The organism is Clostridium beijerinckii (assembly GCA_003129525.1).
Taxonomy (GTDB): Bacteria; Bacillota; Clostridia; order Clostridiales; family Clostridiaceae; genus Clostridium; species Clostridium beijerinckii_D.
The window spans coordinates 1,759,316-1,783,829 of record CP029329.1 but is presented as its reverse complement, the minus strand read 5'-3'; the positions used below and the strand labels follow the sequence as shown (position 1 = coordinate 1,783,829).

General features: G+C 30.1%; 22 protein-coding genes. All 22 read right to left on the bottom strand.

Features of this window, described 5'->3' with window-relative positions:
• Positions 1-5 precede the first annotated feature (5 nt).
• A complete protein-coding gene (flgL, locus tag DIC82_07770; GenBank protein AWK50923.1) occupies positions 6-1,289 on the bottom strand; it encodes a flagellar hook-associated protein 3 in 1,284 nt (427 codons plus the stop codon).
• An 11-nt stretch (positions 1,290-1,300) separates the two neighbouring features.
• Positions 1,301-3,154, bottom strand: coding sequence for a flagellar hook-associated protein FlgK (locus DIC82_07765; protein AWK50922.1), 1,854 nt, complete (start codon positions 3,152-3,154; stop codon positions 1,301-1,303).
• A gap of 170 nt (positions 3,155-3,324) precedes the next feature.
• Positions 3,325-3,735, bottom strand: coding sequence for a flagellar protein FlgN (locus DIC82_07760; protein ID AWK50921.1), 411 nt, complete (start codon positions 3,733-3,735; stop codon positions 3,325-3,327).
• Between the two features lie 2 nt (positions 3,736-3,737).
• A complete protein-coding gene (locus DIC82_07755) occupies positions 3,738-4,013 on the bottom strand; it encodes a flagellar biosynthesis protein FlgM (GenBank protein ID AWK50920.1) in 276 nt (91 codons plus the stop codon).
• A 158-nt stretch (positions 4,014-4,171) separates the two neighbouring features.
• Positions 4,172-4,972, bottom strand: coding sequence for a replication protein (locus tag DIC82_07750; GenBank protein ID AWK50919.1), 801 nt, complete (start codon positions 4,970-4,972; stop codon positions 4,172-4,174).
• Between the two features lie 283 nt (positions 4,973-5,255).
• Complete coding sequence (locus DIC82_07745) at positions 5,256-6,452, bottom strand: flagellar motor switch phosphatase FliY (GenBank protein AWK50918.1); 1,197 nt, start codon at positions 6,450-6,452, stop codon at positions 5,256-5,258.
• The gene (locus DIC82_07740; GenBank protein AWK50917.1) at positions 6,445-7,440 is read right to left on the bottom strand and encodes a flagellar motor switch protein FliM; all 996 of its coding nucleotides are present in this window, start codon (positions 7,438-7,440) and stop codon (positions 6,445-6,447) included. Before DIC82_07740 ends, DIC82_07745 begins: the two co-directional genes overlap by 8 nt.
• 33 nt (positions 7,441-7,473) lie before the next feature.
• On the bottom strand, positions 7,474-7,875 hold the full coding sequence (locus tag DIC82_07735; protein AWK50916.1) for a chemotaxis protein CheW: 402 nt from the start codon (positions 7,873-7,875) through the stop codon (positions 7,474-7,476).
• A 174-nt stretch (positions 7,876-8,049) separates the two neighbouring features.
• Complete coding sequence (locus DIC82_07730; protein ID AWK50915.1) at positions 8,050-8,409, bottom strand: response regulator; 360 nt, start codon at positions 8,407-8,409, stop codon at positions 8,050-8,052.
• A 19-nt stretch (positions 8,410-8,428) separates the two neighbouring features.
• Positions 8,429-9,028 carry a CheY-P-specific phosphatase CheC gene (locus tag DIC82_07725; GenBank protein AWK50914.1) on the bottom strand — a complete coding sequence of 200 codons (600 nt, stop codon included), beginning with the start codon at positions 9,026-9,028 and terminating at the stop codon, positions 8,429-8,431.
• Between the two features lie 38 nt (positions 9,029-9,066).
• The gene (locus DIC82_07720) at positions 9,067-11,136 is read right to left on the bottom strand and encodes a chemotaxis protein CheA (protein AWK53046.1); all 2,070 of its coding nucleotides are present in this window, start codon (positions 11,134-11,136) and stop codon (positions 9,067-9,069) included.
• 13 nt (positions 11,137-11,149) lie between these two features.
• Entirely contained in the window at positions 11,150-11,917 is a 768-nt protein-coding gene (locus DIC82_07715) for a chemotaxis protein CheR (GenBank protein ID AWK50913.1), read from the bottom strand.
• Between the two features lie 8 nt (positions 11,918-11,925).
• Entirely contained in the window at positions 11,926-13,035 is a 1,110-nt protein-coding gene (locus DIC82_07710) for a chemotaxis response regulator protein-glutamate methylesterase (GenBank protein ID AWK50912.1), read from the bottom strand.
• 17 nt (positions 13,036-13,052) lie between these two features.
• On the bottom strand, positions 13,053-13,541 hold the full coding sequence (locus DIC82_07705) for a chemotaxis protein CheD (GenBank protein ID AWK50911.1): 489 nt from the start codon (positions 13,539-13,541) through the stop codon (positions 13,053-13,055).
• A 9-nt stretch (positions 13,542-13,550) separates the two neighbouring features.
• Positions 13,551-14,000, bottom strand: coding sequence for a chemotaxis protein CheW (locus DIC82_07700; GenBank protein AWK50910.1), 450 nt, complete (start codon positions 13,998-14,000; stop codon positions 13,551-13,553).
• A 14-nt stretch (positions 14,001-14,014) separates the two neighbouring features.
• Complete coding sequence (locus DIC82_07695) at positions 14,015-15,973, bottom strand: DUF342 domain-containing protein (GenBank protein AWK50909.1); 1,959 nt, start codon at positions 15,971-15,973, stop codon at positions 14,015-14,017.
• Between the two features lie 111 nt (positions 15,974-16,084).
• On the bottom strand, positions 16,085-16,825 hold the full coding sequence (locus tag DIC82_07690; GenBank protein AWK50908.1) for an aminotransferase class IV: 741 nt from the start codon (positions 16,823-16,825) through the stop codon (positions 16,085-16,087).
• Between the two features lie 362 nt (positions 16,826-17,187).
• On the bottom strand, positions 17,188-17,826 hold the full coding sequence (locus DIC82_07685) for an HAD-IB family hydrolase (GenBank protein ID AWK50907.1): 639 nt from the start codon (positions 17,824-17,826) through the stop codon (positions 17,188-17,190).
• 529 nt (positions 17,827-18,355) lie between these two features.
• Complete coding sequence (locus tag DIC82_07680) at positions 18,356-19,549, bottom strand: aspartate aminotransferase (protein AWK50906.1); 1,194 nt, start codon at positions 19,547-19,549, stop codon at positions 18,356-18,358.
• 155 nt (positions 19,550-19,704) lie between these two features.
• Positions 19,705-20,085: a DUF1292 domain-containing protein gene (locus tag DIC82_07675; GenBank protein AWK50905.1), complete on the bottom strand. Its 381-nt coding sequence runs from the start codon at positions 20,083-20,085 to the stop codon at positions 19,705-19,707.
• A gap of 187 nt (positions 20,086-20,272) precedes the next feature.
• Positions 20,273-23,782 (bottom strand): pyruvate:ferredoxin (flavodoxin) oxidoreductase, encoded by a 3,510-nt coding sequence (gene nifJ, locus DIC82_07670; protein AWK50904.1) that lies wholly within the window; start codon positions 23,780-23,782, stop codon positions 20,273-20,275.
• Positions 23,783-23,954: 172 nt separating this feature from the next.
• Positions 23,955-24,386 carry a flavodoxin gene (locus DIC82_07665; protein AWK50903.1) on the bottom strand — a complete coding sequence of 144 codons (432 nt, stop codon included), beginning with the start codon at positions 24,384-24,386 and terminating at the stop codon, positions 23,955-23,957.
• Positions 24,387-24,514 lie beyond the last annotated feature (128 nt).

The following is a 24,514-nucleotide window of genomic DNA, read 5'->3' as shown; positions in this document are numbered from 1 at the left end:
CCTAATTATAAGTAACTTAATATGGTCATTGGTAATATTTTTGCACTAGTTTGAAGTGCTGCTGTATATACTGTTTGCATCATTGAATATTGCATAGTCGTTTCTGCAAAGTCTATATCTTCTGTCTTAGATAATATATCTGTCATATTATAATTTTGAGTTTCGTTGTTTTCTTGTGCTGAATCCATTCTATTTTGTAAAGATCCAACTTCTGATCTTTGTTGCAATAAATTAGCCGTTACAGATTGTATGTCTGCCAAGTGAGTAGTAGTTAAATTGTTGGTAGTTCCACCGGATCCTAAATCAGTTATAATATTTTTTAATAGCTCTGAAACATTTATATTTTTTCCACTTTTATCTGTGAATTCCAATACATCAATTGCTGTTTTATTATAATCAGTTTTAACGCCTTCAGAAATATCAACTTTTAAGTCTGAATTTATTTGAGCTATAGGTATTGAGATTTCTAGCAGACCATTGATTTCAGTTTTTCTCGGTTCAACTGCTGTGTTTAATTCAGTTTGAAGCGCTTTAACATCTATCATATTTAAAGATATTTCTTTATTGGCGGTTGTAGACGAAGATGTAATTGTTCCATCTTCCTTCTTATATGCAGATGACGTTACCCCAGCTGATATCAATGCATTAAGTTCAGTCTTTCTCTCACTACTTGGTGGTGTTATAGTATTATCCAATTCAGTTTGAAGTGTTGTTATATCAGCTGCATCTAATACATATGTAGCATTTGTTATATTAACAGAACTTGTAACTGTTCCATCTTCCTTCTTATATGCAGTCATAGACTTGCCAGCTTTATCAGCATATTGTAAAACTCCATCCACAACCGTAGTTGGTTTTGAGCCAGTCTTTGTTCCTCCAAATATATAAGATCCATCAAAGCTAGTATTTAAAATCTGAGATAACTCATTAATTTTTTCCTTAACTTCGTCTTGAATTGAAGTTCTTTCATCATCTCCATAAGCTCCATTTCCAGCATTCACAAGTAAAGTTTCTATTCTTCCGAAAACATTTCCTATTTGTGATAATGCAGTGTCAGTGGTGTCCAGCAAATTTGATACATCCTTTATATTTTCATTATATTGCTTGTTCGATGAAATTTCTGCATTCAATTGCATACTTCTTGATGCTGTATAAGGATTATCAGAGGCTTTTTGTATCACTTTTCCTGAAGCTAATTGATTTTGCAATGTCTGCATATTGGTTAAATTACTTTGCATGTTTCTTAAATAATTTGAGCTTAGCATATTACTTGTTATTCTACCAGTCATGATTATTCCTCCTACCTCTTCAATCCGTTTATTACTACGTCTAATAGTTCATCTATTGTTGATATCATTTTTGCATTTGCTTGATATGCATGTTGAAATTGTATTAAGTTTGTCATTTCTTCATCTAGTGATACTCCAGAAACTGCTGATTTTTGATCCTCTAAATTTGCTAATATAGTCTCTTGATTACTCGATATTCTAGTAGCTTCTTGATTAGCTACTGCAAGATTATTTATTATAGTTTTATAATAAGAATCTACTGTTGAGCCTTCTGTTCCAGCATTTAAATTCAAGCAATTAGTATCTGAGAATCCTGATATGCCTACTTTATTTAGAAAAGTTTCTCTAGTCATTCCACTTAAGTCTAATCCATCGCTTTCACTTAAATTTATTTTTAATATATTAAGATTAGCAATTGCATTAGCTCTAGCCCCGTCTCCTTCTCCACTTGTCGATGTTGTATTACAATTTAGCTTTGTTGGATCTGTTACTAAATCACCATTAATTCTTATATTCTTAGCAGTAATTCCATCATCTGTAGTTTTATTCTTTTTATTAATATCATCATAAGTAACAAACACGAGGCTGCTACTTGCTAAATCTGGATTAGCCGTATCTAAACTTCCTACTTGAATTGCATTAACAGAATAAGCTAATCCTGCTGCAAGTCTATCCAAATTATTCATATATCCTTGTATTTTTGCTTGTACTGATTGATTACTAGCTATTTCTCCTTTTATATGGTTATTATCTACACTATTCGTGTTTCCATCATATTTATAAGTTTGGAATATGGCCTTATTTACGTCTGAAGGTGAAGGTGTTGTAAATGGAGTTGTAACAGTTGTTATTGTGCCTTTTGCATCTGTTGTTGATGTAGTTGTCCCTACTACTCCATCTTTGTCTCCTATTAGAATTCTATTTTGCATTAGACTATCAGCTAATTTATTAGCAGCTTCTTTTTGATCAGTAGCCGTTGTATCTGCAGCTATTTTAAATGTTTTAGTTGCAGAATTTTCATTTCCTAAAGGATAATATTCTACATCAACAGTACCATCAGCATTAGCTTTTGTACTTTTAACATATGAAAGTCTAGAATAATCCGTATCATTAGGATTAGCGTTAACTAAAGATGAATCTGGATATTCTGTTGATGAAAGATTTATTGTTTCAAAGTTATCTTTATCAATTTTTATCCCAAATTTAGAACTCAATTGATCTAAAAGATTATCTCTTTTATCCATTAAATCATTTGGTGCTTGTCCTACTGCTGATACGCCTCTTATTTGTTTATTTAATTCATTTATTTGATCTAAATAACTATTAACATCTGTAACATTAGTCTTTAGTACATCTTGGGTATCTTGACAAGCTTTTTCCAATTGATTATAAGTATAATTTATTGCATCTGCAAGTGATGATGCTTTTTGAATTGCTACTGTTTTTACATCTGATTTATCTGGGCTTTTTGATACTTCTTGAAATGCACTGTAAAATTGACTTATAAGTTCTTGTATCCCTGTATCTGATGGTTCTCCAAAAACGTCTTCAACTTGTGATAAAGTCTTACTAGTTGTAGTATAATATCCAGATGTACCTGTTTCACTTCTTACTTGATAATCTATAAATGAATCTCTAATTCTTTGTATAGTAGTTATTTCAGCACCTGTTCCTACTTGGCCAGCACTTGATGTATCAAATCTTGACATACCTCCAAAAGGTTTTGTTGTTTCTGCTACTGCCCTTTGTCTTGAATATCCTACTGTATCTGCATTAGCTATATTGTGTGATGTTGTATTTATTGCACTTTGTTGTACATTTAACCCTCTTTTAGCAACGTTAAATGTATCAAATAGTCCTGACATATATTTTCCTACCTTTCTTTTCAATTCGCAGTTCACAATTAACAATTAACAATTCATGAACAAGCTCCTATGGAGTTTGAAAAAATATACACCTTAGCAAAAGAGCATTAAGAACTAAAGAAAATTCCCAATGAATTTCATCCTTGATTGTGCATTGTTAATTGTCCAACTTACCTCTTCAAATTTCCATAAGAATTGTAAGTTTTTATTTCTCTACTAGGGTTCATCAAAGCTATCATTTTATTATTAAATATTATTTGTTGTTTTAATAATATATCGTTTGTTTCCTTTTTTGAAACTACTTCACTTAATGTGTTTTTTATTTCACTATACAATTCCTGTAACTCTTTATTATTTGATTTATTTATAACATCCGTTATCTCTTGAGTTCCTATTAGTTTTCTTCTTTTAACTTCTTCTTGTGCAATTTTCTTACCACATTCATTAATCTTATCAACTAATCCTTCTAAACCAAATACATCTTTACTCATTATCATCTTATATTGAGTTTCTAGTAATTCTAAGAGGTTCTTTAAATCTCCCTCTTGGTTTTGTATTAATTTAATAAGTTCATTTATCATATCTATGAATTACTCTCCTTCATTGCATTTAATAAACTTTTTGCTGTTAATCTAGCATCCACATTGTATGTTCCACTATCTACTTTATTTTTAATATCAGCCACTTTTTGAGCATTTCCAATGTCACTAGTTAATGAATAATCTTTAAGACTCTTACCAAGTTCTGAAATTTCAATTCTATCTACATCTTTAGTTTTATTCACCTTATCTACAGGCTTATTAGAATTTGATTTATATGCATTTATATACGTTGATCTATTTATTCCTTCAATACTCATATTACATTTCTCCATTCTTTACTCTATTACTATAATTATCGGCCTTTTCTTTTATAAGTTTATAGATAAATCGAACAAAATCTTCCTACTGTCAAATATAAATGTTATTCACAGCAATTTCCGCAAACTGTTTCCTATATAACAAGAAATTTAGCCATTTAAAATCCCCATTCCGATACTATTTTCTCATCCGCCCCCAAACTCATATCTTCTCCAGTAGTCCAACATAATAAATCTTCCACATTTTCTTCTTCCATAATATTTATGATATTATCCTCTCCTGTTTCAATAATATCATCTCTAATTTTCTTCTTACTTGCTTTTTTATTCTTTCTATTTAGCTTTTTATTATTTTTCATATCTAAAATTACTGGTGAATTGTTATGTTGACTACTCATAGTTATTTCCTTCTCTATATTATCATCACATTTATTTACATCATCTGAATTTAGCCCAGCATAATCTAATAGTGGCACTACATCAATTTTATTTACTTTACTATTATCCTCCTCATTTTTGGCTGTACACGTTTCATTTTTTAAACGCTCTTCTTTTTGAACTTCATTTTTCATTATGTTATTTTCTGCATCATTTACTTGATTTTCTTTATTCTTAACTACAATTTTTTCTTTAATCTTAATATTTTGATGCTTTGCAAAATTCTTTACTGTATAAACTTTATCTTCTGTAAGTGCCATCATTTCTAATTCTATTAATACATCTAAAGCAGCTTTTATTTCATTCATATCTCTATTGAATTCTATTGCTAAAGTCTCTACTGTATATGGAATATTTTTAGACATATATAAATCGCCTTCTTTATTAACCTTCCCTGCCAAAATAACAAGCCTATTCCAACAATAGTGAATAAGATCTCTTTTAATCATTCTGTCTATTATTTTAAATTTAGTATCCTCATACATATCAACTCTGAATCTAATATATTTTCTTTCTCTCATATCCATCATTCCCCTTCATTTATAAATTATTTTTTTGATTGTGCCTTCTCACTAAAATTTAAGGGTTAATTTTATTCCCTACATTTAAGATATATGCTTTATAAATAAAGTTTTACAGATTTCAATGAAATTTTTTTCCTTCAAAATAATACAATCTTTTTATTTAGTAGGTAAAACTCAGAAATAATTTTTGAGTTTTTTCGTTCAGTGTGTTACCAAATTTCATTAGCTAAGCAAAGATGCTGGACGAACAAAAAACTCCCTTTCGGGAGTTCATGATAAATTATCTTATTCTCTTTATTCTTTCAACACTACTTACTATATTAGTTATTCTTATTCCAAAGTTCTCATCAACAACAACAACTTCTCCGAGTGCTATTTGTTTTCCATTAACTAATATTTCAACTGGCTCTTCTGCAAGTTTATCTAATTCTATTAATGAACCAGTTCCTAAATTTAAGATATCCTGTATGCTTTTTTTAGTTCTACCTAACACTACAGATATATCTAAAGGAACATCCAATATTAAATCTATATTTTTTATTGGTGGAATATTGTCTTGAGGAACTAACGGTTCAAATGCAGCTGCATGAACTTCCACTGGTTGTTGCATTCTTTGCATAGGTTGTTCATATTGAGGTTGCATTTGATACTGTGGTTCCGGCTGATATTGTGGTTGATCTACTCTAACAGTATCTTGTCTCTCACTTATTTCTTTATTCACAATTGGTTCACTATATGTGGCTTTAGTTGGTTCCACTTTTGCCACTTCTTCTACTTTATCTTCTCCAGTCATAATTGCTACAATATTCTTGGCTGTCTTAATTGGGAATATTTGCATTATGTTACTATCTACAATATCTCCAATAGTCATTTTAAATGATACTCTAACTATTGGTTCATCTTCTGATATAGCATCTGAAAGTGGTAAAGATCCATCTTCTACTATTCTTGATGTTGGTGGTGATATATCAACTTTTCTTCCAAACATAGTAGCCATTGATGTGGCTGCTGAACCTATCATTTGATTCATAGCTTCTGATACTGCACTAATTTCTATTTCAGATAATTCGTGAGTATCTGCTATATTTCCATCTCCACCCATCATAAGATTTGATATAACTAAACCATCTTGAATCTTTATAATTAATATATTTCTTCCTATTATTCCTGCAACATATTGAATATCTAGAACAATATTAGGAGTTTCAAATGCTTCTTTTATTTCCCTTAAAGTTGTTACAGTTACTACTGGTGTAGTTATGTTAACTTGTTGATTTATAAGTTGATATAATGCTGTTGAAGCTGAACCCATGGAAATATTTCCAATTTCCCCCAATAAATCTTTATCAATATCAGTTATGATCTCTACTTCTGATTTATTCTCATCAGATGATGTGTTTTCGCTTTCACTAGAAGATATATCTTCTCCTGCTAATAATGCATTTATTTCTTCTTGCGATAAAAAGTTATTACTCATATTCATTCACTTCCTTATCTGTTATGTCTAAAATAATAACCCCCATGTTCTTTCCTGTTATACCCGGCTTCGCATAGTAGCACTCTTCATTACCTACATATACCTTTATTGGGGATGAACTTTTAGTATCAAGTTTAATTACATCACCTACTGTTAATCTTAAAAAATCATCTACAGTTATATTAGTATGTCCAAGTTCAGCTATTACATCAACATCAACTTTATTAATGCCTTTTTCTATTTTTTCTCTCGATTCAGCCATAAGACTTTCGTCATCATTTCTGAATGCGTATTGTACTACTAATTTATCCAATATTTTTTCTATACTTAAATAAGGAATACACATATTTATAAAAGTGCTACGTTTATTCATCTCTACTGAAAATGTTATCAATGCTACTGGGTCATTAGGGGCCATAGTTTGATTTACTGCAGGGTTTGTTTCAACTGCTTCAATTTCAGGCTCAACATCTAAAATAGATTCCCATGCTAATTTCAAATTACTTATCATTCCAGCTGTAATTTGTCGCATTATATTTTTATCAATATCTGTAAATTCCTTTGTTTCAATTTTTCTATCTCCTTTTCCTCCAAGTAAAATATCTATTACTTGAAGAGAAAATTGAGGATTAGTTTCAAATATTATTGTGCCTGATAATGGCGGCATTTTAAATATTGTAATAATAGTAGGGTTTTGTACAGAATGTATAAATTCCTCGTATGATATCTGCTCTACAGTTTCTATTTTAACTTTAACATTTTGTCTAGTTTGACCAGTTAAGTAGTTAGAAATAATTCTTGCATAATTATCATGAATCAATTCAAGAGTCCTTATATGCTCTTTTGAGAATTTCTGAGGACTCCTAAAATCATAAAGTTTAATTTTATGATTTTCTTCATCTTTTCCAACTTCTTCTGATGCTAATTCACCTGTAGATAGGGCTGATAACAAGGCATCTATTTCATTTTGCGATAATACATCTGCCATTTTATTCCCTCATTTCAATAATTAGTTCCATAATCACTTTAATAGTTTATCAATATCTATTATTGTAAGAAGTTTTTCATCATAATTCAGTATACCTTTTATATAAGGTTGTTCTTTATCTGCTTCCTTATCTAATCTTTGTATACTTTTTTCATCTATGTCTAAAACTTCTTCAACTTCATCTACTGTTATTCCTATTTCTTCATCTTTAACTGTTAAAATTATTATATTATTTTGTTCTTTCCCAGGAGTTACATTCAATAACAAATTTATGTCAACAAGAGATTTAATGCTTCCACGTAAATTTATTAATCCTTTAATATAACGTGGAGCTTTAGGTACTATTGTAATCCCCATAGTATCATTGATGCTTTGAACTTTTTCTGTTTCTACTGCAAAATGTTCTTCTCCTAATTTGAATACTACTATTTGCATTTTCTTAACCTCCTTAACAATTGTCAATTGTCAATTGTCAATTATCAATTATCACTTACTGTTCAAATCCCAAAAGGAAAAGTGCTGCCCCAAATCTTATATTTGGTTATCAGAATTTTCTCCATGAGTTTATCCCTTAATTGTTAATTGCTAATTGCTAACTGTTAATTGAATTTAGCCTACAACTTTCTTTATAGCTTCTAAAACTCTATCTGCTTGGAATGGTTTTACTATAAAGTCCTTTGCCCCTGCTCTTATTGCATCCATAACCATTGATTGTTGTCCCATTGCAGAACACATGATTACTTTAGCATCTGGATCAAATGCTTTTATTTGTTTAACAGCCTCTATACCATCCATATCAGGCATAGTTATGTCCATTGTAACAACATCTGGTTTTTCCTTTTTATAAAGATCTACTGCAACTATTCCGTTATTTGCCTCTCCTACTATTTCAAAATCATTCTTCTCTAAAATGTCCTTTATCATCATTCTCATGAATGCTGCATCGTCCACAATCAAAACTCTAGCCATATAATTTTACCTCCAAAATTTAATTTATTCCTATAGATTCTAATATTCTTTCTAATGACCCTGGCATAGGGATATAATAAAAGTGTCCCCCTATATTTTCATCTGTATCGTCTAAAAATACAGTTTCTATATCTAATATGTATTCATCATATTGATTAGATTCTATAAATGTCGTTGTAAGTATCGCACCTAGCATATCATATGATGCTGCTGGCACTGATGGTGCCATAGCAAGATTAGTTAATTGTGATATAGCGTTCATATAAGATGCTGATATTATATTTGCTATTTCACATAATACTGAACTGCCCATTTCACTTTCAGGTGACTGCTTGCTTCCCACTAATTTTTCTATTATATTTTCAGCTGTTGGTTTTTCGAATACCAAAAGAATATTCCCTGCAATATCCCCAAGTACTCTAACAACTGTACCAGCCACTTCACATTCTCCATTTTCTTCAACTATATCTTCTAATCTTACTATATTCACTGACGGTACTGTCATATCTACTTTTTTCCCTATCATCATGGAAAGAGCAGTTGCTGCATTTCCTGCACCTATATTAGAGACTTCTTTAAGTGCATCTAATTGCAAAGCGCTTAAATTAGAATACTCCACTTATACCCCTCCTTAAAAATACTTCTTATATTTAGTGGTTATAGTAATGCTCCTACATCTAATATTAATGTTACTAGACCATTTCCAAGTATAGTTGCACCAATATATTGATCTAAACTCTTTAGTGTTTTTCCAAGTGGTTTTATTACTATTTCTTGTTGTCCAAGTAATGAATCCACTAATAAACCTATAGTTTTATCACCAACATTCACTATTATAACAAATTTCTTATCAGTTGCGCTAGCCTCTATATCTAAAGTTTCATTTAATCTTACTAATGGAATTACACTTTCTCTATAAACAATAACTTCTTTTCCATTACTTCTCTTTATATTTTCTTCTTTATAATCTATTACTCTGTCTATGAAACCTAATGATATAGCAAGTGTTTCTTCACCTATTTTTACAAGTAGGGCTTGTATTATTTGTAATGTAAGTGGAAGTTTAATAACAAAAGTTGATCCTTTGCCTTCTTCACTATATAAATCTACTGTACCTCCAAGAGCTGCAATTTTTGTCTTAACAACGTCCATTCCAACGCCTCTACCTGAAATATCTGTTACTACTTCATTAGTACTAAAGCCTTGTGCAAAAATCAAGTTTTTGATATCATTATCTGACATGCCATCTGTATTTATTCCTTTTTGTTCAGCCTTTGCTTTTACTCTTTCAAGATTTATTCCGGCACCATCATCTATTACTTTTATTAATGCTTTTGTTCCTTCTTGATATGCAACTAACTTAACAGTTCCAACTGGTGGCTTGCCTTGTGCGATTCTCTTTTCTGCTGATTCTACACCATGATCTGCTGCATTCCTTAATAAATGAATCAACGGTTCCCCAATTTCATCAATAACTGTTCTATCAAGTTCAGTATCAGCACCTTCTATAATAAAGTTAATTTCCTTGTTTAATTCTACTGATATATCTCTTATCATTCTTGGAAATCTATTAAATACTGTATCTAATGGTAACATTCTAATCTTCATAACTAAATCTTGAAGATCAGATGTTGTTCTTCCCACTTGTTCTAAAGTTTCATTTAATTCTTGTGATTTATGTGAAATAACTATTTGTTCTAGTCTTGTTCTATAAATTACAAGTTCAGAAACCATATTCATTAAATTATCTATTTTTTCCAAATCAACTCTTACAGATTGATGTGTTTTTTTAACTTCTTTCTTTTGAATTGCTTTCTTTGCTAGTAATTGTTCAACTTCAGTATTTATTTGTACTGGGTTTTCACTCGAATCTTTTTTCTCTATTTTTTGTTCTTGTAGTATTTCTTTCTTTTCTATTTCTTTCGGAGCTACTACTTCAATATTTTCAAATTCAATTAATGAAGCTTCAACTTCTGTTATTTCTGAAATTCCATTTACAACAGCTATTATTTCATCAACAGTATTTTTAGTTACTAAAACAAACTTCAATTCAAAATCAAATTCTTCATTTTCAATATCTTGAGTTGATGGTTCTGATTTTAAAATTTCACCATGTTCTTCAAGATCTTTAACGATTAGAAAAGCTCTTGCAGATTTTAGTAATGTATTTTCACTTAATGTTACTTTTATTTCAATTGAATTAAATCCTTTTTCCTTTGCTTGCTTAATTACAGATGTATCATATTCATTTAGATCTAGTTCTGAATCATCACTAACTATTAAATCCATAACATTTTTATCTGAAGTTTCTTTTGTTTCAATCTTTTCTGATGTCCCACTTTTATTTCCATTATTTTTTATATCAGCTAGAGCTTTAATTATACTATCTATCTCTATTTTTTCATCACATTCTTCTTGAACATTATCAATCATTTTTTCTAAGGTATCAAGGCAATCAAATAATACTGTTACTACATCTTGAGTTACTTTTAATTTTCCTTCTCTAAACTCAGCTAATACATCCTCCATTTTATGTGTAAGCTCTGCAAGATCTGTAAATCCCATAGTTGCTGCCATTCCTTTAATTGTATGAGCAACCCTAAATATTGCATTTACTTTATCTGTATCTTCTGGATTTTGTTCTAATTCTAATAGAGATTCATTTAACGTTTGCAAATTTTCTAATGATTCCTCTAAAAACATTGACATATATTGAGATGTATCCATCTTTAGTCCTCCCTTATATTTTTTTATAGATAAAGGTAGATGCTTTTTCAAAGCCATAGTCTCTATAATTGTAAATGCTTTCTGTAGCTCCTACAAATAAAAGCCCACCTTTTTTTAATGAATTACTAAATTTTTTATAAATTTCTTGTTTACTATCATTATTAAAATAAATAACAACATTTCTGCATATTATTAAATCAAACCCAGTTTCATATTTATCCAAAATCAAATCATGTTTTTTAAAAGTCACCATATTCTTAATTTTAGACTCTATATAGTATATATCGTCTTTTATTTTAAAATATTTAGTCAAATCAGCATTATTTATGCCCTTCATTTCATTTTGAGTATATTCTCCAGCTTTTGCTCTTGCAAGTATAGTATCATCTATGTCCGTTGCTATTATATTATGTCTTCCATTTGGTGTTAATTTATTTAATATCATTCCTACAGTATACGGCTCACAGCCTATTGAACAAGCTGCACTCCAAATTTTTAAATTAGGAGTATTAGGTAATAATTCTTTTAAAATTTGCTTTTCTAAATCAAGAAACAATTCTGGATTTCTAAAAAATTCTGTTACATTTATTGTTATAAAATCTAAGAATTTTTGTTTTTGTTCAGGATTACTTTTTATAACTTTTGAATATTCATCTAATGTTTTTATTCCAACTCTAGTCATCAAACTATTTATTCTTCTATTAAGTTGCTCTGGTTTATATGCTGATAAATTTATTCCTAATTCTTTATGAACCCATTTATGAAATTCATTAAAATCCATGTTTCCTCCTATACCCCTTTTACTATTTTTATTACTTTACTAGCTATTTCATTAAGCGGAACTACCAAATCTACTTTTCCAGTTTCAAATGCAGCTTTTGGCATACCATAAATTGTACATGTGCATTTATCTTCTGATATTGTTACCCCACCACTATCTTTTATATTACTAGTCCCGTTAGCACCATCTCTTCCCATTCCTGTTAAAATTACTGATATTAAATTGCCTCCATATATTTTTATAGCAGAATCAAATAATTTATCAACAGCTGGTCTTACACCCCATATAGATGGCTCTTCATTCAAATGTATTACATTATTTGAACCAACTGTCATATGTTTACCACCTTTAGCAATATATATTGTATCTTTGCTTACCTTCATTCCTTCTGCTGCTTCTAATACCTTCATATTGCAAGCTTTATCTAATCTTTCTGAAAAAACTTTTGTAAATCCTTCTGGCATATGTTGAACTACAAAAACTGGAACTCCTAAATCTGATGGAAGTTTTGTTAATACTTCTTGAAGCGCCTTAGGACCACCTGTAGATGCACCAATCACAACCGCATCTATCTTTTTATTTTTAGGTACAATCATTGTATTCTCTCTTTTAATAGAACTTTCTTTTATTGTAGCCACATTACCAAATGCAGTCTCAGGATTAGATTTATAAATCGTTTTATTAGTTGTGTTGCGAATCCTTCTACTTGAATTTATATTATTTGTTATACTTTTAATTTCCTCTATTAAGTTTTTTTGAACTTTTATTATATCTAAAGAAATACTTCCTGATGGCTTAGTTATAAAACTGATTGCTCCATTATCTAAACAGTCCAATGTTAATTCTGAGCCTTCTGTTGTAGAACTACTAATCATTAATACCGGATAACTTTTTCCTAGTCCTTTTAACTCTTTAAGTGTTGCAAGTCCGTCTAAATCTTTCATATGTACGTCTAATGTGATAAGATCTGGATTATATGTATCTATCTTTTCAACTAATTCTCTTCCATCCCTTAATTTAGCTATAACTTCAAAGCTGCTTTCTGACTCTATCATATCTGATATTGCCTTTCTCATAAAAGCAGAGTCATCAACAACTACAATCTTTATTTTATCCATCTATACCACACCTTTCTTTATAATTCAATAATTCCAAGGCCTACTACTTTAAGTATTACTTTTCCATCACTAGCTTGAAGAATCATAGTTCTTCCTTTGTTTCCTCCTGTTTCCTCAGCAACTATTGGAATTAATTTATCTTTTAATGTTTTTTTAACTGCTTCAGCATTTCTCTTTCCAATATCGCTTATTATACTTTTATCAGAAAAATTAAACATCGAAGCCCCTCCTGCAATTTTTGCTATGAGGTTTCTCTTTTTACACCCTTGTTCCTCCATTTTTTCAATTAGCAGTGGAATAGCCAAATCTGCAAATTTCATGGGGTTTGTATTATTTTTAAATTGAGTACTATCTGGAAGCATTATGTGAGCTAATCCAGCCACTTTAAGGATCTTATCATATAAAGCTATTCCTATACACGATCCTAATCCTATTGTCATTATAGATCCTGGATCTAATACTAAATTCAAATCAGCTATTCCAACCTTTATATCTGTACTTACCATTTTTACCCCCTAGAAAATATTACCTTCATCCTCTGATGATAATATTTTTTCTAAATCTAATAAAATAACTATATTATCTTCTAATTTTATTAATCCTGCAATGTACTTTCTATCTATTGTAGTTGTTATTGCTGGTGCAGCTTCCATTAAATCGCTATTAACATCTCTTACTTCATAAACATTCTCTACAATAATTCCAAATTTATTTTCTTTTCTTTTTACAACTATTATTTTTCTATTTTCACTTTCTTTATCTTCTCCAAAATTAAACTTTCTTGATAAGCTTATTATTGGAAGTATACTTTGCTCATGGTTTATTACTCCCTTTACAAAGATAGGTGCATCTGGAAGAATTGTTGGTTCTTGATATCCCAAAATTCTTTCAACTTCTTTTATATCTGTTGCATAATATTCTCCATTTAATGCAAATATTAACATTTTAATTTCATTATTTTCCATTACTATTAAGCCTCCTATAAATTAAATTTATCAATTGCAATTTGACCACTTTTATCTAAATATGCTTGTACATTTTTAACTGATTCTTCTAACATTATTTGTTTTTCCCCAAAGCAAAAAATTGTATTATTATACGCTATATCAGCCGTAATACGACCTGTTTTAGGAACTTTTAATACAGTATTAACCCCGGCTACACTTCCTACTGCTTTTAACTTTATTTCAGAACCAGCACATAAAGTACCTCCTCTACAAACAGAATTGTCAGCAGTAAATTCTATATTATTTAACGCTGTTATATTGGAAGTATATTGTCCTTTACCTGTTATAAAAACACTTCCTGATGATTCTATATCGGCACCTTGAGCATACGCCAAATAAATATTGATTGGGATTATTACTAAAGCTTCCATCTCTTCTATTTCTTCTTCTAATATTTCTTTAAATTCCTCTACTTCTCTGCTTTTTTTTATTTTTAATGGTCCAAGTCCTAATAATTTATTTATTATAAATGTAGTTATATCACTATGTTGAACTCCTTGGGACATATTATAATTTAAAATGCTTCTTGATAATTTAGGAATTAACTTAAACTTATTTTCTATTAATATTTTAATAATTTCACCATATTGCTTGATTCCCAATAAATTATTTTCATTTATTTGTTCCACAGTAGACCCCAAATCATTTATAATATTTTTAAAAATAATTAAATTATCTATATATTGTCTTCTTTCCACATTTTCACTTCCAGCAGTTATTGTTGAGTTTAACACATTTCCCTTAATAGTAACTTCTCCTAGAGCTTTTACTACTGCTGATTCCACATTCTTTCCAACATAAAGTTCATTTCCAGCGTTAACTTCCATGCCCTCTGAAACAGCTCCAACTACCTCTACGTTACCAACAAAATCTATATTTCCACTTTTTAAATCAACTTCATCTACCTTATATAGCTTATTCACTGTAAATTTACCCCCACTAAGAGCAGGTTTCCCCTTCGTAGTTGCTATAATTTTATTATTCTCAAATTTACATCCTTCTCCGGTTTTTAGTGTGACTTTTTTAGTTGTTTTTCTTTTTATTGGCATACCTAATACGTCTATGCCATCACTACCTACTTTACCTGGTGTTACTTCCCCTATAATATCTCCTATATTTGCATTAGAAATTGAATATCTATTTCTATAATCTACCTTTTGTTCTGAATCCTCATGCTTTATTAATTCTTCTGCATCTTTAAATAAAGTCTTAATTTCATCAGGTATATCATTTTGAACTGGTAATCCTTTAGCTATTAATTTATTATTTACGTTATGTTCATTACATATATTATTAAGTTCATCTTCTATAATACCATATCGAATACCTTTACTTTTTAGTAATTCCTTTAATTCCATTAAATCATATTTAGGTGGATATTCATCACCAATTTTTTTCTTTATAAGTGTCAAGTTTTTATGATATTCTTGGTCAACCAATTCATATATATGTTTTGAAATAGAGTTTATATTAATATAAGCTTCCATCTTATCGTTTGTAATAGATATATCAATATTCCTCATAGGTTGAATTTGTTCAAATTTATATTCAATTTTATCTTTACATGTCACTATCGTTGTTAAGTCACTTTTCTCCCCATTAACAAACAGATTCACACCTGGACATGATTTAATTGTAATAATCTCATCATTATTTTCAGATTCGGTTATTATTATTTTCCCATCTTCTACCTTGGCTCCAAATACTTGTTTCTCTTCTATTTTTTGTTTTTCCCCTATTATTTCTTTTTCTTTAAATTCTTCCTCAGTATTTTTGTTGTCATTTAATATTTCTATTTCTACTTTTCTTTTGAAAAATCTCTTTTCTTCTTTAGTTACCCTATATTTTAGAGATTCTTTAGAAATAGTCAATTCTGCCGATGCTTTTTCGATGCATTCTTCTAAAGATGTTCCAGAAAATTTCATATTCATAAATACTCCCCCATAAAAATACTTCTCTTCTTAAGTATACCATAGCGTAGTTTAATTTTATATCCAAATTTATATTAATCCTCAATAAATTACATTAAATTGCAATTAAACCTATTTTAGGTCACTACCTATATATAGGTTTATCTCATTATTATATTCTTTAAACAATTTTCTAATAATACTATTATTAGGATCTAGATTTATATTATCAACCGAACTTATAGGCAATACTTTAGGAGATGTACCTGAAATAAACATTCCATCTAATTTGTCAATATCTGAATATTTATATTCTACTTCTTTAACCTTAATCCCAATTTTCCCTGCTATTTTTATAATTTCGCCTCTTGTTACCCCTGGTAATACTGCTTTTAGAGGTGATGTTAAAAGTTCATTATCTTTAACCATAAATATATTGGATTTACTACCTTCTGTTATATATCCATTTTTATCGACTAATATAGCCTCATAGGCATTTTTATCTTTTATTTCACTATTTACCTTTTTCCTAAAATTTTCATTAACTATTTTTGCGTTAGGATTTTCTCTTTCTCCGAAATATAATATTGTTTTAACACCACTTTGATACATTTCCTCAGAAGGATACGAATGTTCTATAAAAAATACTTTTAATACTTTTTCATGTACTCCGTAAGTTATTTTTATATTACCTTCAGATTTATTTTCAGTTTTTATTAAATCATCTATTTTCATTCTTAATTCTTCATAGCTGAATTCAAATTTTTCATTAATTAAACTAAATGAATTTTTCATTCTTTTTAAATGAGTTTCTAGAAAAATTGGTTTGCCATTTATAACTCTTAGTACTTCATAAATTATTTTATCTTCCATATTTATATCCCCTTTCTATTTCTGTATAAATACTTTTTTTCAATTTATACTCATCCCATTAAAATATTCCAACTAGAAATGAAGGTCATGCTTTTGTGGAAGTGTTACATTGATGATTTAGCTGTAGATATTTCTTTAGTAGAAGTTGTTCCAAAATGCTTGTTCAAAAAGTGAGAATCGAAATTTTACATTTCGTTCTTCGAACTTTCTCTGTGAGCGCTTGCCTTTGAGGCTAGCATTTTGGGTACAACTTCTGCTATTAGAAATTCACAGCTAAATCCTCACGTAACCTGAACAAATGCATGACCTTCATTTCGGCGAGACATAATTTTAAGTATGATTTTCACTGTGGGTATCTATACTTATTTCCACTTTAATATTTCTATATCATGCTTTTTTCTATAATTTATTAAATATGGTTTTCCAACTAAATCTAATAATGGTTTGTCTGATAGAGAATCTGAAAACATGTATGATTCTTTAAAATCCACCTCTATGTTTTCATTTTTAAGAACTTCTTTTAGCCTTCGCACCTTTTCCTCACCCTTACAATTCTCACCTTCCATCTTCCTTGTAAAAATTCCATCACTAAAATTAAATTTAGTTCCTATAATTTTATCAACTTCTTTTATATTATAGAATTCATTAATATAAAACTCAGGAGATGCTGAAATCAAATATATATCATATCCTTCATTTTTAAGTTTTTTCATCATTTTTAGTGCATCTTCATACACTATTGTTTTTAATTTCTCTTCATAAAAATTTTTCACAAGTTTTGATAAATCCTGTTCCTTTATTCCATCTATAAATTTTAAAAATTTCTCTTTTACTGTTCTTTCATCATATATTCCTAAAGTGTACATACTTCCGCTATATATAGCTCTAGGTAGAAATCGAATGTTTCTTTTATCGTTTTTTATCACATATTTAAATAATTCCATTAAAGTTTCGCTTTTAGTAATAGTATAATCTATATCAAATATAGCAAGTTTTCTCAATTTACAATACCTACCTTTATAATATTCATTTTTACCTTAAATCCTAATATTTAATTCTAAGCACTCACTCTTAATTATTTAAATTCCATTCTAAATATTAAGTGTTCAGAGTTAAATATTATTATAGATACCCAAATTTCAAGTTATACTTATAAGTTGAATTAAATATGCAATTTAATAGTATTATTATCAATATTCAACTTTCAATTATTGAGCATTCATCGCTAAATATTGATAATTGATATTATATTTAATGCCTACTTTACTTAGACGTATATCCTAAATTAGAAATAAGGGGGCTTGCTTTTGTGAATGTTACATTAGAAGATTTTGATGGCTGTGCTTCTTGATTATAAGTTGTTCCAAAACGCTTGTTCAAAGCTTGCCTTTGAAGCAAGCATTTTGGGTACAACTTGTAATCTTAGAAGCACCCATCAAAATCTTCAGTAACTGGAACAAATGCACGCCCCCTTATTTCGATACATTATACTCATTAGTATGATTTTCACCTCGAGTATTTATACATTTATTATTTGATTTTGCTTAAAAATATTGAAATTCTATCGATTCCATTTTCTATTATATCCATGGATGTTGCATATGATAATCTTATGTAATTATCTAATCCAAAACCAGTTCCTGGTATTACTGCAACTTTTTCTTCTTCCAATAATACTTTTGCAAAATCCACTGAATTATTAATTACTTGTTCTTTAAAAGTAGTATTTAAATATGCTGATATATTAACCATAATATAAAATGCTCCACTTGGTTTTATAATAGATATTTCACTCAACTTTTCCAATTTATAAAGCATAAAGTTTCTTCTATTTTCGAATTCTTTTATCATATTATTTAAATCTTCTATTGGTCCATTCAATGCTTCTATTGCAGCATATTGCGCCATTGTATTTACATTTGATGTCATATGACTTTGAATACTAGTCATAAGTTTAGTTATCTCTTCACTTGCAGCTACATATCCCAGTCTCCACCCAGTCATCGCATAGGTTTTAGATACACCATTTATTACCATTGTTCTTTCATATGCATCTTCATTTAAAGATGCTATGCTTATATGCTCTTCTCCATCATATATTAATTTTTCATAAATTTCATCTGATATAATTAACAGATTATGTTCTTTAGCAAAATTCGCTATTTCTAATAATTCTTCTTCATGATAAATAGTTCCAGTTGGATTATTAGGACTGTTTATTAATATTGCTTTTGTTTTATTTGTTATTACTTTTTCTAAATCACATATTGTGTATTTATAATTATTTTCTTTAGATGTTTCTACATATACCGGTACCCCGTCAGCTAGCTTTACTAATTCAGGATAACTAACCCAATATGGTACTGGAATTAATACTTCATCCTCCGGATTTAAAATAGCCATGAAAACATTAGCTAAACATTGTTTAGCACCTGTTGAAATTGTTATTTGACTTGGCTTATATTCCAAGTTATTATCATTTTTAAATTTGTTGCATATAGTTTGTTTTAATTCTAATATTCCTCCTGCTGGAGTATATTTAGTTTTACCATCATACATTGCTTTTATAGCTGCCTGAATTATATTTTCTGGTGTATTAAAATCTGGTTCCCCAGCTCCAAAACTTACTACATCAACGCCTTGACTTTTTAATTCATTAGCTTTAGCTGTAATTGCTAGTGTAATTGATGGATTAATATTCCCCGCCTTTTTAGATAATTGCATTGCTCTATTCCCTCCAGTTTAGATATTTTTAAGATGCCTTAATCCAATTGTAGATTTTTGTCACGTAATAAAAATATATCATTAATATATTAAATTGTAAACAATATGAAATACATAAATAAAAGACCTTAGTAATAATACTAAAGTCTTTTATTTTATTCTTCTCCGCCTACTAATTCATCTTGATAATAAGCTGATACTCTATCAAATTCTTCTTCATCAGGAACTACAAGTTCCTCATCATCAAGTCTAAAAAGATAAACTGAATCTTCTTCTGGATTTTGAGCTAAGTAGTATGATTTTTCTTCAAACTCAAATTCATCAATTATAGGACATGTAACTATATTCCCATTTTCATCTTCTAAATCTATAACGAAGTTTTCTTCGTCATCATTACATCCACATCCACATTCATGATCTTTATCATGATCGTGTCCACCACAGCATTCATGTTCATGGTCATCATGATTATGTCCACCACATCCACAATTACCTTCTTCACTATTACATCCACATTTTTCTAAATCCTTTTCCATCTTATAACCTCCTTTAGGTTCTAATTATCTAAAAACTTAACTTTTCAGATATATCAATTAATTTTACCCTTAAATACTTAAAATTGCAATGCAATTTTGATGAATGATTAATGATGAAAAAAGAGCCATTCTTTTTTCAAAGAATGACTCTTTTTTATTGCGCAAATTTAGTTATTTATATTTTATCTTATTGTTGATTAGCTAATTTCTTGTATCCTTCTAATCTTTCCATAGCATCTTGTTTAGTCTTTTCAAATAAAGCGTCTGCTGCTTCTGGGAATGCCTTAGCAAGTGAAGAGTATCTAACTTCTCCCATTAAGAATTCCTTGAAGTCTGCTGTTGGTTCTTTAGAATCTAATACAAATGGATTCTTTCCAGCTTCTTTTAATTCTGGGTTGAATCTGTACATTTGCCAGTATCCACATGCAGTAGCTCTCTTAGCTTCTTCTTGGCTGTTACCCATACCAATTCTTAATCCATGATTGATACATGGTGCATAAGCTATTATTAATGATGGTCCTTTGTATGCTTCTGCTTCTGCAAGAGCTTTCATAACTTGGTTCTTATCAGCACCCATGTTAATTTGAGCTACATATACATAACCATAACTCATAGCCATCATTCCAAGATCTTTCTTCTTAGTCTTCTTACCACTTGCAGCAAACTTAGCGATTGCAGCAGTTGGAGTAGCTTTAGATGATTGACCACCAGTGTTTGAATAAACTTCTGTATCTACTACTAATATATTTACATCTTCTCCAGTAGCTAATACATGGTCAACTCCACCGTATCCGATATCGTATGCCCATCCGTCTCCTCCGAAGATCCATTGTGATCTCTTAACGAAGTAATCTTTTTGAGCTAAAATTGATTTAGCAGCTTCAGTTCCTGATTTTTCTAGAGCAGCAACTAATTTATCAGCTCTTTCTCTAGTTCCTTCACCTTCATCAACATTGTCTAACCAATCTTGTAATTCAGCTTTTGCTGGATCATTTGCAGCTATAGCAGCTTCTGCTTCTCCTGCAATTCTTTCTCTTATAGCTTTAACTCCTAAGAACATACCTAATCCATATTCAGCATTATCTTCGAATAATGAGTTAGCCCAAGCTGGACCATGTCCTTCTTTATTCTTAGTATATGGAGTTGAAGGAGCAGATCCTCCCCAAATTGATGTACATCCAGTTGCATTAGCAACCATCATTCTATCACCAACTAATTGAGTTATAGCTTTAACATATGGAGTTTCTCCACAACCTGCACAAGCTCCTGAGAATTCAAGTAATGGTTGCTCAAATTGGCTACCTTTAACTGTCTTCTTGTTCATTGGGTTCTTCTTAACTGAAATATCATGAGTTAAGTAATCCCAAGCTTCTATTTGATCATGTTGAGATTCTTGTGGTTTCATAACTAATGCTTTTCCTGGTGCTGGACATACTTGAGCACAGTTTCCACAACCTGAACAGTCAAGTGGTGTTATACCCATTGAATATAATAATGGCTCTTCAGTCTTTAATGCCTTAGCAGCTACAATCTTAGTTGCACTTGGAGCAGCATTCTTTTCTGCTTCAGTTAATAAGAATGGTCTTATAACAGCATGTGGACATACTATTGCACATTGGTTACATTGGATACATTTTTCTGAATCCCATTCTGGAACATTTACTGCAATTCCTCTTTTTTCAAATGCTGCAGTACCATTTTCAAAAGTACCATCTTCCATTCCTATAAATGCTGAAACTGGAAGTTGATCTCCTTCTTGTCTGTTCATTGGAATAACTATATCTTTTACAAATTTAGTAGCATACTTAATTTCTACTGCTTCTTCATCTGCAACTGTCTTCCAAGCTTCTGGAATATTTATTTCAACAATTGATTCAACACCCTTGTCTATAGCAGCGTTGTTCATGTTAACAACTTTTTCACCCTTCTTACCATAAGAAGATACAACTGCATCTTTTAAGTGTTTGATAGCATCTTCAACTGGAATAATGTTAGCTAACTTGAAGAAAGCTGATTGCATTATCATGTTGATTCTTCCACCAAGACCGATTTCTTGAGCAATACCTACAGCATTTAAAGTGTAGAACTTAATGTTGTTGTTTGCTAAGAATCTCTTATATGATGCTGGTAATTTTTCTTCTAAATCTTCTGGAGTCCAGATAGTATTTAATAAGAAAGTAGAATTTGGCTTTAATCCTTCAAGTACATTGTATTTGTGGACATATGATTGGTTAGAACATGAAACAAAATCTGCTTTGTTTATTAAGTATGGTGACTTAATTGCTTTCTTACCAAATCTTAAATGAGATACTGTAATTCCACCTGATTTCTTTGAATCATAGAAGAAGTACGCTTGAGCATACATATCAGTATTATCTCCAATAATCTTGATTGCACTCTTGTTTGCTCCAACAGTACCATCTGATCCTAATCCCCAGAACTTACAAGCTGTAGTTCCTTCTGGAGTAGCATCTATATCTTCAGTTACTTCTAATGAAGTATTTGTAACGTCATCATTGATTCCAATTGTAAATCCATTCTTTGGTGCTTCTTGTGCTAAGTTAGCATAAACTGCAGCAATATGTCCTGGATTTGGATCTTTTGAACCTAAACCAAATCTACCACCAATAATAATTGGTGCATCAGCTTGTCCGAAGAATGCATTTCTAATATCTAAGTATAATGGTTCTCCAGCTGATCCTGGTTCTTTAGTTCTATCTAAAACAGCAATTTTCTTAACTGTCTTTGGAATAGCAGCTAATAATCTTTCATTTGAGAATGGTCTGAATAATCTTACTTTAATAACACCAACTTTTTGTCCGTTAGAATTTAAGTAGTCTATAGTTTCTTCACATACATCTGTAGCTGAACCCATAGCAACTATTACTCTATCAGCATCTGGTGCTCCATAGTAATCGAAACAGTGATATTCTCTACCTGTTAATTTAGTAATTTCAGCCATGTAATTTTCAACTGTTTCTGGTAATTCATCGTAGAATCTATTAACAGATTCTCTTTCTTGGAAATAGACATCTGCATTTTGAGCAGTTCCTCTAGTTACAGGATGATTTGGGTTTAATGCTCTTTCTCTGAAAGCTTTAACTGAATCCCAGTCAAGTAAGTTTGCTAATTCGTCATATTCTAAAACTTCGATTTTTTGCACTTCATGAGAAGTTCTGAATCCATCAAAGAAGTTTAAGAATGGAATTCTTGTTTTAATAGCAGTTAAATGAGCTACTGCCGATAAATCCATTACTTCTTGAACTGATCCTTCTGCAAGCATTGCAAAACCAGTTTGTCTTGCTGCCATAACATCTTGGTGATCTCCAAATATGTTTAAAGAAGATGTAGCTAATGCTCTAGCTGAAACGTGGAATACTCCTGGTAACATTTCACCAGAAATTTTGTACATGTTTGGTATCATTAATAATAAACCTTGTGAAGCTGTATAAGTAGTTGTTAAAGCTCCAGCTTGTAAAGATCCATGAACAGCACCAGCAGCTCCAGCTTCTGATTGCATTTCCATAACTTTTACAGGTTGTCCAAATATATTTTTTCTTCCTTGTGCTACCCATTCATCTACATGTTCTGCCATTGGAGATGATGGTGTAATTGGGAATATTGCAGTAACTTCTGTGAATGCATAAGATATATGAGCTGCTGCAGTATTACCGTCCATAGTTTTCATTTTTCTCATCGCGTTGACCCCTCTTTCTATTTTTAAAACCTAAATTTTGAATATTTTGAATTTTTTATATAAGTAAGTCTTAAAGACTACCTAATAAACACACTAAATATTTAGCTATTAAAGTCTTATTTCCAACATTGCACATATAAATAATATTATAAATAAACTTTTAAACCTTATATTATTTAACTAGTTCTTCTCCTAATTTCTTAATAAGATTTGTTTGTTTTTTAGTTGGCGAATCTTTAATTGCTAAATTTCCAATTACATTAAACCCATAAGATGTCATTTCAGCCTTCCATATTTTCATGAAAGTATCCTCAATCCATCCATAGGTAGCAAATAAAATACAATTTTTGTTTTTATTTTCTTGATTCAAACCTTTTAACTGTTCTAGAAACGGCTTCATTTCTTCTTGTTCTATTTTAGTCGAGTCCACTGCAGGACTTCCAAACGCAATAGAGTCAGCTTCTAAAACGTCTTCTATAGTAGCGTCTGTAACATGTTTGATAATTACTTCTGCACCTTGTTCTCTAGCACCATCTGCCATCACATTTGCAAGGGCCTCTATGTTCCCTCCGCAACTCCAATAAATGATTGATACCTTTTTCATTAAAATAGCACCTCATCTTCTCGTTAAATACTTAACATTTGTTTTTCACTAAAATAAACTTACCCTTTTATTATATCTCACATTTTTTTTTTTGCAAGATTTGATTGTACAATTTGTATTTTTTTAAG

Coding starts and splice junctions, on each gene's coding strand:
- DIC82_07675 (AWK50905.1), bottom strand. CDS start 20,085: ATGGAAAAGGATTTAGAAAAATGTGGATGTAATAGTGAAGAAGGTAAT.
- DIC82_07680 (AWK50906.1), bottom strand. CDS start 19,549: ATGCAATTATCTAAAAAGGCGGGGAATATTAATCCATCAATTACACTA.
- DIC82_07700 (AWK50910.1), bottom strand. CDS start 14,000: ATGGAAAATAATGAAATTAAAATGTTAATATTTGCATTAAATGGAGAA.
- DIC82_07690 (AWK50908.1), bottom strand. CDS start 16,825: ATGGAAGATAAAATAATTTATGAAGTACTAAGAGTTATAAATGGCAAA.
- DIC82_07755 (AWK50920.1), bottom strand. CDS start 4,013: ATGAGTATTGAAGGAATAAATAGATCAACGTATATAAATGCATATAAA.
- nifJ (AWK50904.1), bottom strand. CDS start 23,782: ATGAGAAAAATGAAAACTATGGACGGTAATACTGCAGCAGCTCATATA.
- DIC82_07740 (AWK50917.1), bottom strand. CDS start 7,440: ATGGCAGATGTATTATCGCAAAATGAAATAGATGCCTTGTTATCAGCC.
- flgL (AWK50923.1), bottom strand. CDS start 1,289: ATGACTGGTAGAATAACAAGTAATATGCTAAGCTCAAATTATTTAAGA.
- DIC82_07705 (AWK50911.1), bottom strand. CDS start 13,541: ATGGTAAGTACAGATATAAAGGTTGGAATAGCTGATTTGAATTTAGTA.
- DIC82_07765 (AWK50922.1), bottom strand. CDS start 3,154: ATGTCAGGACTATTTGATACATTTAACGTTGCTAAAAGAGGGTTAAAT.
- DIC82_07715 (AWK50913.1), bottom strand. CDS start 11,917: ATGGATTTTAATGAATTTCATAAATGGGTTCATAAAGAATTAGGAATA.
- DIC82_07735 (AWK50916.1), bottom strand. CDS start 7,875: ATGCAAATAGTAGTATTCAAATTAGGAGAAGAACATTTTGCAGTAGAA.
- DIC82_07710 (AWK50912.1), bottom strand. CDS start 13,035: ATGGATAAAATAAAGATTGTAGTTGTTGATGACTCTGCTTTTATGAGA.
- DIC82_07745 (AWK50918.1), bottom strand. CDS start 6,452: ATGAGTAATAACTTTTTATCGCAAGAAGAAATAAATGCATTATTAGCA.
- DIC82_07695 (AWK50909.1), bottom strand. CDS start 15,973: ATGAATATGAAATTTTCTGGAACATCTTTAGAAGAATGCATCGAAAAA.
- DIC82_07760 (AWK50921.1), bottom strand. CDS start 3,735: ATGATAAATGAACTTATTAAATTAATACAAAACCAAGAGGGAGATTTA.
- DIC82_07730 (AWK50915.1), bottom strand. CDS start 8,409: ATGGCTAGAGTTTTGATTGTGGACGATGCAGCATTCATGAGAATGATG.
- DIC82_07665 (AWK50903.1), bottom strand. CDS start 24,386: ATGAAAAAGGTATCAATCATTTATTGGAGTTGCGGAGGGAACATAGAG.
- DIC82_07750 (AWK50919.1), bottom strand. CDS start 4,972: ATGAGAGAAAGAAAATATATTAGATTCAGAGTTGATATGTATGAGGAT.
- DIC82_07720 (AWK53046.1), bottom strand. CDS start 11,136: ATGGATACATCTCAATATATGTCAATGTTTTTAGAGGAATCATTAGAA.